This is a genomic window from Nocardia sp. NPDC058058 (assembly GCF_042885355.1).
Taxonomy (GTDB): domain Bacteria; phylum Actinomycetota; class Actinomycetes; order Mycobacteriales; family Mycobacteriaceae; genus Nocardia.
Genome location: NZ_JBHVSA010000002.1, coordinates 62039 through 76747 on the forward strand (window position 1 = coordinate 62039; position 14709 = coordinate 76747).

Annotated in this window: 15 protein-coding genes; 8 read left to right on the forward strand and 7 right to left on the reverse strand. The window is 68.1% G+C overall.

Annotation, left to right across the window (positions count from 1 at the left end):
* Nucleotides 1-303: 303 nt before the first annotated feature.
* Entirely contained in the window at nucleotides 304-666 is a 363-nt protein-coding gene (locus ACFVUS_RS15425; RefSeq protein ID WP_387765794.1) for a hypothetical protein, read from the forward strand.
* A gap of 87 nt (nucleotides 667-753) precedes the next feature.
* A complete protein-coding gene (locus tag ACFVUS_RS15430) occupies nucleotides 754-1464 on the forward strand; it encodes an HNH endonuclease family protein (protein WP_387769878.1) in 711 nt (236 codons plus the stop codon).
* A gap of 142 nt (nucleotides 1465-1606) precedes the next feature.
* On the opposite strand, the gene ACFVUS_RS15435 is transcribed toward ACFVUS_RS15430, so the two are convergent.
* The 3 genes from ACFVUS_RS15435 to ACFVUS_RS15445 form a co-directional block, all read right to left on the reverse strand.
* The gene (locus ACFVUS_RS15435; RefSeq protein ID WP_387765797.1) at nucleotides 1607-2431 is read right to left on the reverse strand and encodes a sulfurtransferase; all 825 of its coding nucleotides are present in this window, start codon (nucleotides 2429-2431) and stop codon (nucleotides 1607-1609) included.
* Between the two features lie 212 nt (nucleotides 2432-2643).
* Nucleotides 2644-3873, reverse strand: coding sequence for a benzoate/H(+) symporter BenE family transporter (locus tag ACFVUS_RS15440; protein WP_387765800.1), 1230 nt, complete (start codon nucleotides 3871-3873; stop codon nucleotides 2644-2646).
* A 70-nt stretch (nucleotides 3874-3943) separates the two neighbouring features.
* The gene (locus tag ACFVUS_RS15445) at nucleotides 3944-4510 is read right to left on the reverse strand and encodes an Lrp/AsnC family transcriptional regulator (protein ID WP_387765803.1); all 567 of its coding nucleotides are present in this window, start codon (nucleotides 4508-4510) and stop codon (nucleotides 3944-3946) included.
* A gap of 180 nt (nucleotides 4511-4690) precedes the next feature.
* Here ACFVUS_RS15445 and pdhA point away from each other — a divergent pair, with 180 nt between their 5' ends.
* The 3 genes from pdhA to ACFVUS_RS15460 are packed head-to-tail and all read left to right on the forward strand — an operon-like array spanning nucleotide 4691 to nucleotide 8213.
* Nucleotides 4691-5770, forward strand: coding sequence for a pyruvate dehydrogenase (acetyl-transferring) E1 component subunit alpha (gene pdhA, locus ACFVUS_RS15450; RefSeq protein WP_387765806.1), 1080 nt, complete (start codon nucleotides 4691-4693; stop codon nucleotides 5768-5770).
* Nucleotides 5767-6750, forward strand: a complete 984-nt coding sequence (locus ACFVUS_RS15455; protein WP_387765809.1) for an alpha-ketoacid dehydrogenase subunit beta — start codon at nucleotides 5767-5769, stop codon at nucleotides 6748-6750. The genes pdhA and ACFVUS_RS15455 overlap by 4 nt, the downstream gene beginning before the upstream one ends.
* 47 nt (nucleotides 6751-6797) lie before the next feature.
* Nucleotides 6798-8213, forward strand: coding sequence for a dihydrolipoamide acetyltransferase family protein (locus tag ACFVUS_RS15460; protein WP_387765812.1), 1416 nt, complete (start codon nucleotides 6798-6800; stop codon nucleotides 8211-8213).
* A gap of 8 nt (nucleotides 8214-8221) precedes the next feature.
* Here ACFVUS_RS15460 and ACFVUS_RS15465 read toward each other — a convergent pair whose 3' ends face one another.
* The gene (locus ACFVUS_RS15465; protein WP_375963953.1) at nucleotides 8222-8650 is read right to left on the reverse strand and encodes an acyl-CoA thioesterase; all 429 of its coding nucleotides are present in this window, start codon (nucleotides 8648-8650) and stop codon (nucleotides 8222-8224) included.
* A gap of 60 nt (nucleotides 8651-8710) precedes the next feature.
* The gene (locus ACFVUS_RS15470) at nucleotides 8711-9667 is read right to left on the reverse strand and encodes a cupin domain-containing protein (protein ID WP_387765815.1); all 957 of its coding nucleotides are present in this window, start codon (nucleotides 9665-9667) and stop codon (nucleotides 8711-8713) included.
* Nucleotides 9668-9741: 74 nt separating this feature from the next.
* Between ACFVUS_RS15470 and ACFVUS_RS15475 the strand changes: the two genes are divergently transcribed.
* Both ACFVUS_RS15475 and ACFVUS_RS15480 read left to right on the forward strand, forming a co-directional pair.
* Nucleotides 9742-10599 (forward strand): NmrA family transcriptional regulator, encoded by an 858-nt coding sequence (locus tag ACFVUS_RS15475; protein ID WP_387765817.1) that lies wholly within the window; start codon nucleotides 9742-9744, stop codon nucleotides 10597-10599.
* A gap of 137 nt (nucleotides 10600-10736) precedes the next feature.
* The gene (locus ACFVUS_RS15480; protein ID WP_387765820.1) at nucleotides 10737-11945 is read left to right on the forward strand and encodes an MFS transporter; all 1209 of its coding nucleotides are present in this window, start codon (nucleotides 10737-10739) and stop codon (nucleotides 11943-11945) included.
* Here ACFVUS_RS15480 and ACFVUS_RS15485 read toward each other — a convergent pair.
* Nucleotides 11942-12448 (reverse strand): MarR family winged helix-turn-helix transcriptional regulator, encoded by a 507-nt coding sequence (locus ACFVUS_RS15485; RefSeq protein WP_387765823.1) that lies wholly within the window; start codon nucleotides 12446-12448, stop codon nucleotides 11942-11944. The genes ACFVUS_RS15480 and ACFVUS_RS15485 overlap by 4 nt on opposite strands.
* 92 nt (nucleotides 12449-12540) lie before the next feature.
* Here ACFVUS_RS15485 and ACFVUS_RS15490 point away from each other — a divergent pair, with 92 nt between their 5' ends.
* A complete protein-coding gene (locus tag ACFVUS_RS15490) occupies nucleotides 12541-13974 on the forward strand; it encodes an MFS transporter (RefSeq protein WP_387765826.1) in 1434 nt (477 codons plus the stop codon).
* Nucleotides 13975-14064: 90 nt separating this feature from the next.
* Here ACFVUS_RS15490 and ACFVUS_RS15495 read toward each other — a convergent pair whose 3' ends face one another.
* Nucleotides 14065-14703 carry a Type 1 glutamine amidotransferase-like domain-containing protein gene (locus tag ACFVUS_RS15495; protein ID WP_387765829.1) on the reverse strand — a complete coding sequence of 213 codons (639 nt, stop codon included), beginning with the start codon at nucleotides 14701-14703 and terminating at the stop codon, nucleotides 14065-14067.
* Nucleotides 14704-14709: the final 6 nt, after the last annotated feature.

The window sequence follows — 14709 nt, forward strand, 5'->3', positions numbered from 1 at the left end:
CAACCAGCCCCCGCCGACAGCTCGGTGCCGCCCTGCTCGGGACCGGTGCGCCGGGGCACGGAGCGATTACCGAGGGTTCGATTCGTAATCCCGCGAATCACGACCCCTACCGGGTCTTTATTTCTGCCGCGAACCGGGACATACTGGAATAACCCCTGGTCACCGCATACGGCGGGGTCGGCTGTGCGCAATGGCGGCGATATTCGTCATGCGCGCTTCACAGCCGGGCGGGGACGCACCCTGATAATCACCGCGACTCAATCCGGAGCCGTGGCACTTTCGATACCGAGGGAGGCCGTGAAGATGACGATTCTGCTCCAAGTGCTAGAGCAGTCCTTCACGCCGACAACGCCGTGGGAACGACGCAAATTCACGTTCGTGGACACGACCAAAATCGTGGACATGCGCCTGGACGGACAGGCGGGGGTGTGGCTCGATCTGTCCCGGCCGGGCGAATCCCAGCGGCTGGCGCGCACCCCCGAGGCGCGCGACGCCATCACATTTCTACTCACCACCTTCGCCAAGATCGCCGAATGCGAAGAGCGCGGCGGCTCCTGGCTCATCGGCCATGACGGAGTCAATGCCGAATCCATTGCCGCCATGCGGTTCCCACCCCAGTTGACCGAGACCGCGGCGGACGATCTGCTCGCACACGCCTGGTTGTAACCCGATTTCTCCGGCGCGCCGGGGTGCGAAGTCGCGTGGTTGCGCGACTGGCCCGGCGTGCTGCGGTAAATCTGGGATGTGCGGTCCATCGGGTCGGCATTTCGGATAGTGCTCGCGACGCTCGGCGCCGCGATCGTCGTGCTGAGCACCACCGGGTGCGAGGTGATCAGCCCGCCGGTCGCACCCGCGCCGGGCAGTCCCGCGCGCGACTACCTCGAACACATGCTGAATCAGGTGCGCGTCGTGCCCAAGAGGGTGCGCCCGGGCGGGTACGACCGGGGCTGTAAATCGGGGCAGCGCTGCGTGTTCGGGCCCGCCTGGAGCGATGCGCAGGATGGTCCCGGTGGGCGCGACGGCTGCGATACCCGCAATAACGTGCTAGCCCGCCAGCTCTCGGGCGCGGCCTTCCGCCCCGGCGGCAAGTCCTGCGTGGTGGTGGGCGGCACCCTGGAGGATCCGTACACCGGCACCCACATCGTCTTCGACAAGGTCGATGCCAAGGCCGTGCAGATCGACCATGTCTTCCCGCTGGCCGCCGCGTGGGATCTGGGCGCGTCCGGCTGGACCCTGGAGCGCCGCATGCGCTTCGCCAACGACCTCGACCTGGAACTGCTCGCCGTGGACGGAAAAGCCAACCAGGACAAGGGTGATCGCACCCCGGCCGACTGGCTCCCGCCCGCGCGCGCCAACCACTGCTTCTACGCGGGCAAGTACCTCACCGTCGCGCTGGAATACGACCTACCCATCACCAAGGGCGATCAGAAAGCCCTGCGCCACATCGCGAAGAACTGCCCCTGAACCCTGCGGTGGCGAATATCCTTGCCGCCGAGCGGTTTTCGAATGAGTCGAGAGCCTGCAGCCACCTCTGCGGCCGCAGCGGACGCCACCGCGGCGGCGGAAGTCGCCCGTCGCGACGGGCGACTGACCTTCACATGCCGGATCAGCTGCCGGTGGCGGCGGGGCGTTTCGGATCGTTGGACCACTGGGACCAGGAGCCGGGGTAGAGGGCGGCGTCGATGCCCGCCACCGCGAGAGCGGCCACCTGATGGGCGGCGGTGACGCCGGAACCGCAGTAGACCGCGACCGGGCCGGAGCCGAATTCGGTGAAACGCGAACGCAATTCGTCCGGGGATTTGAAAGTGCCGGCGGCGGTGAGGTTTTCGGCGGTGGGGCCGCTGACCGCGCCCGGAATGTGGCCCGCGCGCGGGTCGATGGGCTCGACCTCGCCGCGGTAGCGCTCGCCCGCGCGCGCGTCGAGCAGCAGGCCGGACCAGTCGGCCGCGGCGTCGGCGTCGATGACCGGCATACCGCCGGTGGTCAATGCGACATCGCCGGGTTCGGGAGCGGCTTCCTCACCCGCGACCACCTTACCGCCGGCGCGTTCCCACGCGGGCAGGCCGCCGTCGAGAATGCGGACGTCGGCGAGCCCGGCCCAGCGCAGCAGCCACCAGGCGCGCGCGGCCGCCATACCGCCGGTCGCGTCGTAGGCGATGACCGTGTCACCGGTGCGCAGGCCCCAGCTGCGGGCGCATTTCTGCAGGTGTGCGAGTTCCGGCATGGGGTGGCGGCCCTTGGCGGGCGAGGGCGGATCGGCGAGTTCGGTTTCCAGGTCGACGAAGACCGCGCCCGGAATATGCCCGTCCAAATAGTGCTGCGGCCCATCGGGATCGCCCAGTGCCCACCGCACATCCAGCAGCCGCACCTCGGAATCCCCGTCGGCGAGCCGCTCCCGCAGCTCCTCGGCCGAAATCAGCACCGCGCTCAACCCAACTCCTCTTCGCAGAATTCACGCCGGAACCAGACGGCCCCACCTTACTGCGCGCCCGCCCGGATGTGAGCGGCCGATCCGCATTCATCCCCACGTCATCCGGACATAGCCCCATCATCCCGGCGCGCTTCTTGGCCGGGATCCGCACCTTGCAGTGCACCATCCTCGGGTGTGGATCCCGGCCAAATACGCGCCGGGATGACGGGGCGTCAGTTCGGGGAGTCGGTGGCGGCCTCTAGGCGGGGGCGCAGGAGCCAGCGGACCAGGAGTCCGGCCACCAGGGCCCAGAAGGCCGCGCCGATGCCGAGCAGGGTGACGCCGGAGGCGGCGACCAGGAAGGTGAGGGTGGAGGAGGTGCGGTGGTCGGCGGGGGTCAGGGCGGCGGTGAGGGCGGCGGCCAGGGTGGCGATGAGGGCAAGGCCCGCAACGGTTTCCAGGACACCCTTCGGGGCGGCGGCGATGAAGATCACCAGGGCGCTGGAGGCCAGGGCCAGCAGTAGGTAGGTGATACCCGCGGTGGTCGCGGCGATCCAGCGGCGCTTGGGGTCCGGATGGGCCGAGGGCGCGGCGGCCAGGGCGGCGCTGATGGCGGCCAGGTTGATGGCGTGACCGCCCGCCACCGAACCGAGCATGGTGCCGAGGCCGGTGACCGTCATGGCCGATCGCCACGGCACCCGGTAGCCGAACGAGCTCATCACGGCGGTGCCCGGAATGTTCTGTGCGGCCATGGTGACCACGTACAGCGGTATCGCCACACCGATCAGTGCGGGAAAACTCCAGTGCGGCATGGTCAATTCGATGCGCGGTGCCATTTCCGACCACGCCAGGCTCCGGTGCGTGACCGCGATATCGATACTCGCGCCGATGGCCGCGACGCCGAACGCCGCGAGCACCGCCCAGCGCGCCGCGAACTTCTGCAGGATCAGCCAGGTGGCGATGACCGGCACCACCACTGCCGGGCTGACGGGCAATGCCTTCACCGGTGCCAGGCACAGCGGCAGCAGCACCCCGGCGAGCATGGCCTGCGCGATCTCCACCGGAATGGCCGCGATCAGCGCGCCGAGCCGCTGCCAGAATCCGGTGAGCACGATGAGCAGACCTGCCACCGCGAACGCGCCCACCGCCGCCGCCCACCCGCCGGATACCGCCCCGGTGCTGGCCAGCAGTGCCGCGCCGGGTGTCGACCAGGCCAGTGTGATCGGCATGCGATAGCGCAGCGAAAGCACGAGGATCCCGAGTGCCATGGTCACCGATACCGCCAGCAGCCCCGAAGCCGCCTGTGCCGCAGTCGCTCCCATGGCATTGAGCCCCGCCAAGACCACGGCGAACGAGCTGGTGAACCCGACCAGGGCGGTCACAATGCCCGCGCCGATCGGCTGACCGAGCCCCACCTCGGGTGGATCTGCGACTGCGGGCGGCTCGATGGCGGTAGTGCTCATCGGCTCATGGTCCCGGTCCAGTGGACCTCGGGTCACCAGCCAATCCACCGAAACTGGACTGAAATTCGCTTCAGCGGTCCCCGGATGCGCTGTCGCCCGCCGCGCCGCCGACGGATCCGGCAGCGTCAACCGCACTGCCGTCGTCATTTCCGCCCGCGAGGCGATCGAGCAGCGGCGCGGTGCGCGGCCCGACCAGGGACCGCATGATCAGAGCCATATTGGTGCGCTCCACACCGGAGATCTTCAGAATGCGCCCGGCGATCCGGTACAGATCGTCGGCGTCGCGGGCCACCACGCGCACGGTGAGATCGGTGGCGCCGGTCATCCCGCACACCTCGGTGACCTCGGGAATCTCCGATAGTTCGGCCACCACGTCATCGAGTCGATGTTGATCCACCACCACCGCGACGAAGGCTGCCAGCGGATAGCCGAGGGCGCGGGGCTGGACCCGCCGCTCGACGCTTGCCAGCACCCCGTTCGCCTCCCAGCGCGCCAGTCTCGCCTGCACGGTATTGCGGGAAAGGCCCAGTCGCGCAGCCAATTCCACGCCGGTCGCGCGCGGGTTGGCCACCAGTTCCAGCAATAGCCGGGCGTCGGTGGCGTCCAATGACCCGGTCAAAGGCTCCCTACTGGACATGCAAGGCAGTATGACACGCCGGATAGGCCGTTGACCGAGCATTCTGCACAGTTTCGCCCGCAATACTTGCGCAGATAGCTCGATGGAGGATGCTGGGTGATACAGGACACACATCGTTGCTCACGGGACACAATCCCACGGCGATAACGGTGTACCCGGTGTTTCGAGGAGGCGATACCCATGCCCGACAAGAACACCTACCCGGTGCAGCTCGTCCAGCCCGACGGCCGCCGCGTATTCGATCGCGCGCACTCCGCGCTGGTCGAGGATGTCGGCATCGACCGATTGCGTGCCATGTACCTCGATATGGTCGTGGCCCGCCGAATCGACACCGAGGCGACCGCATTGCAGCGCCAGGGCCAGCTCGGACTGTGGCCGCCGCTGCTCGGTCAGGAGGCCGCGCAGATCGGTTCGGCGCACGCGCTGCTCCCCGACGACTACGTGTTCTGCTCCTATCGCGAGGCGGGGGTGGCCTACTGCCGCGGCGTACCGCCCGAACAGCTCACCCCGCTGTGGCGCGGCGTCGCGCATTCCTGCTGGGACGCGGACGAATACAAGATGACCAATCCGGCGATCGTGGTCGGCGCGCAGGGGTTGCACGCCACCGGTTACGCCTACGCCGCCCATCTGGAGGGCGCGGAGATCGCGACCATCGCCTATTTCGGCGACGGGGCCACCAGTCAGGGCGATATCGCCGAGGCGCTCGGTTTCGCCGCTTCCTGGAGTGCGCCCGTCGTGTTCTTCTGCCAGAACAATCACTGGGCCATCAGCGCACCGGTGCGGGTGCAGAGCGCGACGCCGATCGCACAGCGCGCGGTCGGATACGGAATTCCCAGCGTGCAGGTGGACGGCAATGACGCGCTCGCGGTGCTGGCGGTCACCCGGCAGGCGCTGGCCCGCGCCCGCAGCGGCGGCGGTCCGTCGTTCATCGAGGCCATCACCTATCGCATGGGACCGCACACCACCTCCGACGATCCCACCCGGTACCGCACCGCCGCCGAACTCGAACTGTGGCGGCAACGCGACCCGATCGATCGACTGGACCGGCTACTGAAGCGGGAAGGCATGTGGGACAGCGATTTCGAGCAGGAGGCGGCGGTCACGTCCGATGCGGTCGCCGCCCGGCTGCGCAGCGCCACCCTGGCCATGGCCGATCCGGATCCGATGGAACTCTTCGATCACGTCTACGCCACCCCGCACCGCCTGATCGAGGCCGAACGCGGCGAGTACGCCGCCTATCTGGAGGGAGTCCGGCCATGAAGACGACATTCGCGGGCGCCATCAATTTCGGCCTGCGCCGGGCGCTGGAGGACGACCCCAAGGTGGTGCTGATGGGTGAGGACATCGGCCGCCTGGGCGGGGTGTTCCGGGTGACCGACACCCTGCAGAAGGATTTCGGGAACAATCGCGTCATCGATACGCCGCTGGCCGAATCCGGCATCATCGGAACGGCTTTCGGAATGGCGCTGCGCGGGCTGCGGCCGGTGTGTGAAATTCAGTTCGACGGATTCGTGTATCCGGCGTTCGATCAAATCGTCTGCCAGGTAGCGAAGATCCACTATCGGACGCGGGGGAAAGTGGTCGCGCCCATCACCATTCGCATTCCGTTCGGCGGCGGGATCGGTGCGGTGGAACATCATTCGGAATCGCCAGAAGCGTATTTCACGCATACGGCGGGGTTGCGTGTGGTATCGCCGAGTAATCCGGCGGACGCGTATCTCATGATGCGGCAGGCGGTCGCGCTGGATGATCCGATCATCTTCTTCGAGCCGAAGCGGCGGTATTGGGACAAAGCCGAGGTGGATTTCGATCTGCTCGATCAGGGCGGCGGGCTCGCGCTGGACCGCGCGCGGGTCTGCACGCAGGGCGAGGATGCCACCGTGGTCGCCTACGGCGGTACCGTCGCCACCGCGCTGACCGCCGCCGATATCGCGGCGGCGGAAGGGCATTCGCTGGAGGTGATCGATCTGCGCAGTCTGTCGCCGATCGACTTCGACACCATTGAAACGTCGGTACGTAAAACCGGTCGGTTGATTATTGCCCATGAGGCACCGGTATTCGGCGGCCTCGGCGCCGAGATCGCCGCGCGCATCACCGAAAAGTGCTTCTATCAATTGGAAGCGCCCGTCCTGCGGGTCGGCGGCTTCGACATCCCCTATCCCCCGGCTAAGCTCGAGCGGCACCACCTGCCCGACCCCGACCGCATTCTCGCCGCGGTCGATCGCACGCTCGCCGCCTAACGGTCCATGCCTTCGGAGGAAGCTCGGTGGAAGAACAGCGTCAAGTAATGGAATTCGCATTGCCGGACCTCGGTGAGGGATTGGCCGACGCCGAATTGGTGTCCTGGTCGGTGCAAATCGGCGATACGGTGGAATTGAACCAGGTCATCGCCGAGGTGGAAACCGCGAAAGCGCAGGTGGCACTGCCCAGTCCATACGCCGGGACGGTGCTGGAACTGCTCGCGAATCCCGGCGATACCGTGCTGGTGGGCGCACCGCTCATTCGCATCGGCACGGCCGCCGCCACCGCACAGCAGGTGCACGCCGACGCCGGGGCCGAACGGCTCTATCGCAGCCCGGCGACCGCCGGAGGGCACGCGCTGGACGTGAACGCCATGGCCCAGGCGCAATCCCAGGAACCGGACGCGCCCGCCGAACGCCAGTCGGTACTCGTCGGATACGGCCCGGACAATGAGTCGGTGTCCCGGCGGGCGCGCAGTGCCGCGGCGAAACTGGCTGCGCCCGTGGGTGACTCGACGGCCGGATCCGCGTTCGGGACCGATCTCGGACGACCCGCGGCCACCCCCGGGGCGCGGAAGCTGGCGCGCGAGATCGGAGCCGATCTGCGCACGGTCACCGGCAGCGGACCGGAAGGCGCTGTCACCGTTGACGATCTGCGCGGTGCGCGACCGGACAGTCGTGCGGGCGAACACATTCCGATCCACACCGCGCCGCCGGTACCGCCCATGCACACCGCGGCGCCGGTCACGCGCACCGCCGGGGAGCGCGAAACCCGCACGCCCATAGCCGGAATCCGCAAGCGCACGGCCGCCGCCATGGTGGCCAGCGCGCAGCATATTCCACAGGCGAGCACCTTCGTCACCACCGATTTCACCGGCTCCATGGAATTGCTCGATCATCTGCGCGCCACCCCGACCTTCGCCGGACTGAGCCTCACCCCGCTGGCGCTGGTGGCCAAGGCGACGCTGGTCGCGCTCACCGAATTCCCGGAACTGAACTCGTCCTGGGACGAGCAGAACCAGGAGATCATCACCAAGCACTATGTGAATCTCGGCATCGCGGTCGCCACCGAGCGCGGGCTACTGGTCCCGAACCTGAAAGACGCGCACTCGCACAGCCTTCGGGATCTGTGCCAGGAGATCGGCGATATCGCGCACGCCGCCCGGGACGGCGCGGTCACCCCGGCCGATCTCACCGCGGGCACCTTCACCCTCACCAATGTCGGCGTGTTCGGCGTGGATACCGGTGTCCCCCTGGTGAATCCGGGCGAGGCCGCCATCCTGTGCCTGGGATCCATCCGCAAGCGTCCGTGGGTGCACCGCGACGAACTCGCGGTGCGCTGGGTGACCACGCTGGGATTGAGCTTCGATCACCGCCTCATCGACGGCGAACAGGGCTCACGCTTCCTGAGCAGCATCGCCGCGCTGCTGGAAGACCCGCTCACCCTGCTCGGCCGCGTCTGACCGGTGAATCAGTGCTCGGCGGCCGTGACCACCAGGGGTTCGGCCGCCGCGCGGATGACCGGGGGAATCGGCACCGGCTTGCGGGTGGCGTCGTCCACGTAGACGTGCACGAAGGTGCCGGTGGCGGCCAGATCCAGCGAATCGCCGTTGTCGCGGAAGATGGCCAGGTCGTAATTGATGCTCGAATTGCCCAGGCGCGCAATGCGAATGCCCACCAGCAGCTGATCGGGGAAGCTGATCGACCCGATGAACGTGCAGGAGGTCTGCGCCACCACACCGATGGCGGGTAGGTCGCGGATATCGGTGCCGGTGGCATGGATGAGCCACGCGTTCACGGCCGTATCGAAGTAGCTGTAATACGTCACGTTGTTGACGTGGCCGTAGTGGTCGTTGTCCGCCCAACGGGTCGGCACCGGCCACAGCACCGGGTAATCCAGATCGCTCACGGTGACAGTGTCCAATCCCCGGGGCCCGGCGTTACGCGCGGGGTTGGCGGGTCAGGCCGTGCGCTGGTCGGAGGCGTTGCGGTGGTCGCGGGGACTGATGCCGTGATGGCGTTTGAAGGCGGTGCTGAGGGCGAAGGCACTGCCGTAGCCGACCCGGCGGGCGATGGACTCCAAGGTGGCGTCGGATTCGTGCAGCAGGTCGGCGGCCAGGGCGAGCCGCCAATCGGTGAGGAAGGCCATCGGGGGTTCGCCGACCAGTTCGGTGAAGCGGCGGGCCAGGGCGGCGCGCGAGACGCCCACCTCGGCCGCGAGGGAGGCGACGGTCCAGTTGTGCGCGGGATTGTGCTGCATGAGCCGCAGCGCCTTGCCGACCAGCGGATCACCGTAGGCGTGATACCAGGCGGGGGCGTCGGCGCGGGCGAACCAGGCGCGCAGGGTGGCGATCAACAGCAGATCCAGCAGACGATCGAGCATCGCGCCCTGCGCGGGCAGATCCTTCGCCGACTCCTCCACCAGCAGATCCAGCACGCGCGAATCCACTTCACCGCGACCGAGCACGGCGATGGGCGGCAACGCGCGCAGCAGTCGGCGGCTGGCGGCGGACTCCTGTTCGTAGCTGCCGGTGATCAGCACGGTCTGCGCGTCGGCGCTGCTGCCCCAGTTGCGCACGCCCAGGCTCAGGGTCTCGCACAGCACCTCACCGCTGAGCGTGGTGGTGGTCTGGCCGGGATGGATGATCACCTGCGGTTCGGTGCCGGGATCATCGGCCAGGGTGTAGTGGTCCGGCCCGCGGAACAGCGCGATATCGCCGGCCCGCAACTGCCGCGGCGGAGTCGGCTTGCCGCCCTTGGGGTCCGGCATGATCCAGCCGCCACCGCGCACCACGGCCACCAGCGTCAGCGGGGACTCGTCCCTGATGCGCAGGGACCACGGCGGATCGAATGAGGTGCGCATGACGAAAGCCGCCCGCGCACGTGGTCCTTCGAGCAGGCTGGCCAAAGCGTCCATGGGTAAGACGATGGCAAATGCTCGCGCGCTTCTCAACCATGTTCGCTCTCACGGTTTCTCGCTGTAATTGAGTCATGACAAACAAAGACACCGCGAACAGCGAAAACACCGTTCTGGTCACCGGCGGCACCGGGAAAACCGGCAGCCGGGTGGCGGCCCGCTTGACAGCTCTGGGCGTGCCCGTGCGCATCGGTTCCCGCACGGCCGCAATTCCCTTCGACTGGGCCGACCGGGCCACCTGGACGCCGGCGCTGACCGGAATCGGATCGGTGTACCTGGCCTACCAACCCGATGTGGCGGTGCCCGGCGCGCCCGCCGATATCAAGGCGTTCGCCGAGCACGCGGTCGCGGCGGGCGTGCGGCGGATCGTCATGCTGTCCGGTCGCGGTGAGCCCGAGGCGCTGGAATGCGAAGGGATCGTGCGGGATTCGGGACTGGAATGGACCGTGGTGCGCTGCGCCTTCTTCGCGCAGAACTTCAGCGAGGGCGCGTTCGCGGACTACATTCTGGCGGGCGAGGTCGCGCTGCCGTCGGGTGATGTGCCCGAACCGTTCGTCGATACCGACGATATCGCCGATGTCGCGGTGGCGGCGCTGACCGCGGACGGCCACACCGGGCAGGTATACGAACTCACCGGGCCGCGCTCGCTGACCTTCGCCGAGGCGACCGCCGAGATCGCCGCGGCCACCGGGCGCGAGATCGCGTTCATTCCGCTGTCCCGCACCGAATTCGTTGCGTCCCTTACCTCTTACGGTGTGCCCGCCGATGTGGTGAGCCTGCTGGACTACCTGTTCGGCACGGTGCTGGACGGGCGCAACGAACAGACCACCGACGGGGTGTTCCGGGCGCTGGGCCGCGCACCCCGCGACTTCGCCGATTACGCCCGTGACGTGGCGAAATCCGGCGCCTGGTCGGTTCCGGCGGATGCCTGAACCTGTCGGTGCCGGGGCCTACAATTGGCGTGAAAGAGCTTGTAGTACACCAATTTCGGAGCACTGCCCGGAGCGTCGAGGAAGCCGCGAAGGGCAGTGGCTGACGAGGAGCTGCCCTGACCGGTAGCGTCGTGCCGATGGCCGCCACGACGCCCGCTCCTCCGATCCGGAACGCCCGTCTCGCGCTGTTCGTGGTCTTCGGCCTCAACGGCATGCTTTCCGCGCTGTGGATCGTGCACATTCCGGCCGTCACCGAACGGACCGGGGTCTCGCACAGCCTGTTGGGCATGCTCATCCTGCTCATGGCGGGCTGCGCCATCATCGGTATGCAAGCCGCCGGGCCGCTGGCCGACCGCTTCGGCAGCCGCACCCTCACCGCCACCGCCGCCACCCTGCTCTCGCTCGCCCTCATCGGACCCGGACTTGCCACCAGCCCCGCCACCCTCGCTCTCGCGCTGGCGGGGTTCGGCATCGGCATGGGCATGCTGGACGTCTCGATGAACGCCCAGGCCGTCCATATCGAACGCGCCTATCCCCGCCCGATCATGTCCGCCTTCCACGCCTTCTTCTCGCTCGGCGGCCTGCTCGGATCCCTCGGCGGGGCCGCCGCCCAGCGCGCGCACTGGCCGGTGCACACCACCCTGCTGGTCTCGGCCGCGCTCGGCCTGGCCGCCGTGGCGATCTGCACCCCGCGCCTGCTCCCGCACGAGCCGGACCAGCACGCCACACCGCCCGCGGAGGTCGATCACCCCGGGGTGTCCGGCACCGAGATCGCTACCGCCAAGCGCTCGGGTATCTCACGAAAAGTGCTGGTGCTCGGGATAATCGCCTTCGCCGTGCTGATGGCCGAAGGCGTGGCGGCGGATTGGAGCGCACTGCAACTACGTGATCGCCTCGGCGTGGATGTGGGCACCGCCGCCCTGGCCTACGGCGCGTTCTCCACCACCATGACCGCGGGCCGACTCGTGGCCGATCGGGTCAGCGGCAGGATCGGCCGCGTCGCGGTGGTGCGCTGGGGAACCGTCTTGGGAGCCTTCGGATTCGGTCTCATCGCGCTCTCGGGCTGGCTGCCGCTGACCCTGTTCGGCTGGGCGCTGGTGGGCATCGGCCTGTCCGGCGCGGTACCCCAGGTCTTCACGGCCGCAGGCAATTTGGGCTCGGCGACCGCCGCCACCGATATGTCCCGCGTGTTCGGCCTCGGCTATATGGGTCTGCTCGCCGGGCCCGCCGTCATCGGCTGGCTCACCCAACTCGTGCCGCTCACCACCGCGATGGTGGTGCCACTGGTCGCACTGCTGTTGTGCGCGTGGGCAGCTGGAGCCGTGGGCACCCGGGCACCGAACTAGTCGGCGCGCACGGGCTTGCTTTCGCGGGCGGCGGCGCCGAGGTCGCCGATTTGTTCGGCGTGCGAGAGGAAGCCGTCGACCATGCGGTGGTTCAGGACGGCCAGGGCCTTCAGATCTTCGGTGGACCAGTCGGCGAGGGCTTCGGCCATCCAGTTGCGCAGCACATCTCGGACGGCGTCCACCGCGCGGCGGCCTTCGGGGGTGGGGCGGACGCGCTGGGCGCGGCCGTCGGCGGGGTCGGGGGTGCGTTCGACGTAGCCCGCTTTCTCGAGGCGCTGGATTTGGCGGCTCACGTGCGGGGCTTCGACATCGAGGCGGGTGGCGAGTTCGCCGAGGCGCATGGGTTCGTCGGCATCGGCCAGCACACGCAGCAGCGGGACGCTGGCGCGATCCATGGTGACACCGCATTTGACCATGGCGTAATCGTGTCGGCGGACCCTGGTGAGCAGGTACGCGACCCGGGCGAGCGCGCCTTCGAGTTCCACGATGTGAGCTGCGTCCACTTGATGGACGGATGTGGCTTCCGGCGGCGGCATGTGGTTATCTTACGTAACCCATTTACTTAATTTTGGTAAGTAATCTGAAGGATTGCCGCATGACTACGACCGCTGTCGGTCAGGTCGCCGGAACCACCACCGACGACCGCCCCAAAGCCCATCTCGGGCTCACCTTGCTCGCGCTCGGCGCCGCCGGTCTGGTCGTCTCGCTGCAGCAGACGGTGGTCATTCCACTGCTGCCGCACATGATGGTGCAGCTCGGCACCAATGCCGCCGGGATCCAATGGCTGTTCACCGCCGCCCTGCTGTCCGGTGCGGTCGCCACTCCCCTGCTGTCCCGCTTCGGCGATATGTACGGCAAGAAGCGCATGGTGCTGATCGCCATGGGGCTGCTGATCATCGGTTCGGTGGTCTGCGCCTTCGCCACCTCGCTCGGCGTCTACATCATCGGCCGCGCCCTCCAGGGCACCGCCTCGGCCATGATCCCGCTGGCCATCGGCATTCTGCGCGATACCTTCCCGCCCGAGAAGATGGTCACCGCCATCGGCATCGTGTCCGGCACCATGGGCGTCGGCGGCACCATCGGCATGCTGATGACCGGCATCATCGCCGACCACACCACCAACCCGCACCCCGTCTTCTGGGTCACCGCGGCGCTCGGCGTGGTCGCCGCCATCCTGATTCAGTTCAGCGCCAAGGACACCGGCGTGCGACACGGCGGCTCCCCCGATTACGCGGGCGCGGCACTGCTGGCCGGACTGCTGGTCACGCTGCTGCTGGGCATCAGCGAAGGCCCGCGCTGGGGCTGGACCTCGGGCAGCGTGCTCGGACTGTTCGGCGCTGCCATCGCGCTCACCGTGGCGTGGGTATTCGTGGAACTCAAGGTGAGTCAGCCGCTGGTGCGGCTGCCGCTGCTGGTCGGGCCGAAATCGCTGACCGCCAACCTGATTTCGCTGCTGCTCGGCGCGGCGCTGTTCGGATCCTTCACGCTGGTCTCGAATTTCGTGCAGACCCCGGCCGACAAGGTCGGCTACGGCCTGTCCGGATCGGTGCTGGCGGTGGGTCTCTACGGTGTGCCCAGCGCACTGCTGATGACGCTGTTCTCCTTCCGCACCGGGCGCATCGCGGCCCGCATCGGCGCGGCGTACACCCTCGCCATCGGTTCGGGATTCGCCGCGGCGGCGCTGCTGTGGACCGCCGCGTTCCACGATCACGGCTGGCAGATGGTGATCTCGAATATCTTGCAGGGCACCGGATTCGGTATCGGCTACGCGGCGCTGGGCACCCTCGCGGTGATGCACGTGCCGATGAGCGAGAGCGGTATCGCCAGCGGCATCAACTCGCTGGTCCGCACCGCGGGCGGCAGCGTGGCGGGCGCGATCACCGGATCCATCCTGACCTCGCAGGTCATCGCGCACACCCATGTGCCGACGCTGGGCGCGTACGTGCTGTGCTTCACCATTCTCGGCATCGCGGCGGCATTGGCCGCGATCATCGCGGTGATTCACGGCATGCGCCACGGCGGCGAGTAACTCTCCCGTCATCCCGGCGCGCTCCTTGGCCGGGATCCACACCAGCCGTGTGGATCCCGGCCAAAAGCATGCCGGGATGACGGGGTTCGGCTAGGTGAGCACTTCTGTTAGATCCCCGTCGACGACCACCACGTGGTCATCGGTCAGCGCCCAGTGCGGGGTGCCGGAAGCCAGGAAGTCGCGGACGAGTTTGCGGGAGTGCCCCTCGGGGTCGGTGGGCGAATCCAGGTGCGGGACTATCCGGCGCGGTACCAAACCCAGACCGTCCCACCGCGGTTCGATACCGCAGGCGGTGCGCACCTCGGCCGGATCGTCGGTGGATTCGAGTCCGTGCAGGTCGGGTGTCATGACGCAGGCTCCGGCGCTGTAGCCCGCGTAGACCAGCGCATCGGCCTCCAGCAGCCGCGTGAGCACGAGATCGGCCCCGCTGCGGGCGAATTGGGCGCGCAATACGAAGGTATTGCCACCGCGCACCCACACCGCTGGGAAGCCGGACAGCGTGTCCGCCAGCGCCTCGGCCCGGCCGATGTATTCGCGCAGGTCGACCACCTCGGGCTGGAAACCCATGCGGCGCAGTGGAACCAGATCGCTGGTGACCGCACTCTGCCAGGCCGAGGGCCAGGCGTCACAGGCGTTGGCTATCACCGCGATCCGGCCCGGCGGACCGGTCAGGGCGAGGAGCCGGTTCGCGTGCGCCCCGAATCGGTAGCTGGACAGGAACAGTCGCACCGGAAC

Coding starts and splice junctions, on each gene's coding strand:
- ACFVUS_RS15425 (WP_387765794.1), top strand. CDS start 304: ATGACGATTCTGCTCCAAGTGCTAGAGCAGTCCTTCACGCCGACAACG.
- ACFVUS_RS15440 (WP_387765800.1), bottom strand. CDS start 3,873: ATGAGCACTACCGCCATCGAGCCGCCCGCAGTCGCAGATCCACCCGAG.
- ACFVUS_RS15445 (WP_387765803.1), bottom strand. CDS start 4,510: ATGTCCAGTAGGGAGCCTTTGACCGGGTCATTGGACGCCACCGACGCC.
- pdhA (WP_387765806.1), top strand. CDS start 4,691: ATGCCCGACAAGAACACCTACCCGGTGCAGCTCGTCCAGCCCGACGGC.
- ACFVUS_RS15455 (WP_387765809.1), top strand. CDS start 5,767: ATGAAGACGACATTCGCGGGCGCCATCAATTTCGGCCTGCGCCGGGCG.
- ACFVUS_RS15460 (WP_387765812.1), top strand. CDS start 6,798: ATGGAATTCGCATTGCCGGACCTCGGTGAGGGATTGGCCGACGCCGAA.
- ACFVUS_RS15470 (WP_387765815.1), bottom strand. CDS start 9,667: ATGGACGCTTTGGCCAGCCTGCTCGAAGGACCACGTGCGCGGGCGGCT.
- ACFVUS_RS15475 (WP_387765817.1), top strand. CDS start 9,742: ATGACAAACAAAGACACCGCGAACAGCGAAAACACCGTTCTGGTCACC.
- ACFVUS_RS15480 (WP_387765820.1), top strand. CDS start 10,737: ATGGCCGCCACGACGCCCGCTCCTCCGATCCGGAACGCCCGTCTCGCG.
- ACFVUS_RS15490 (WP_387765826.1), top strand. CDS start 12,541: ATGACTACGACCGCTGTCGGTCAGGTCGCCGGAACCACCACCGACGAC.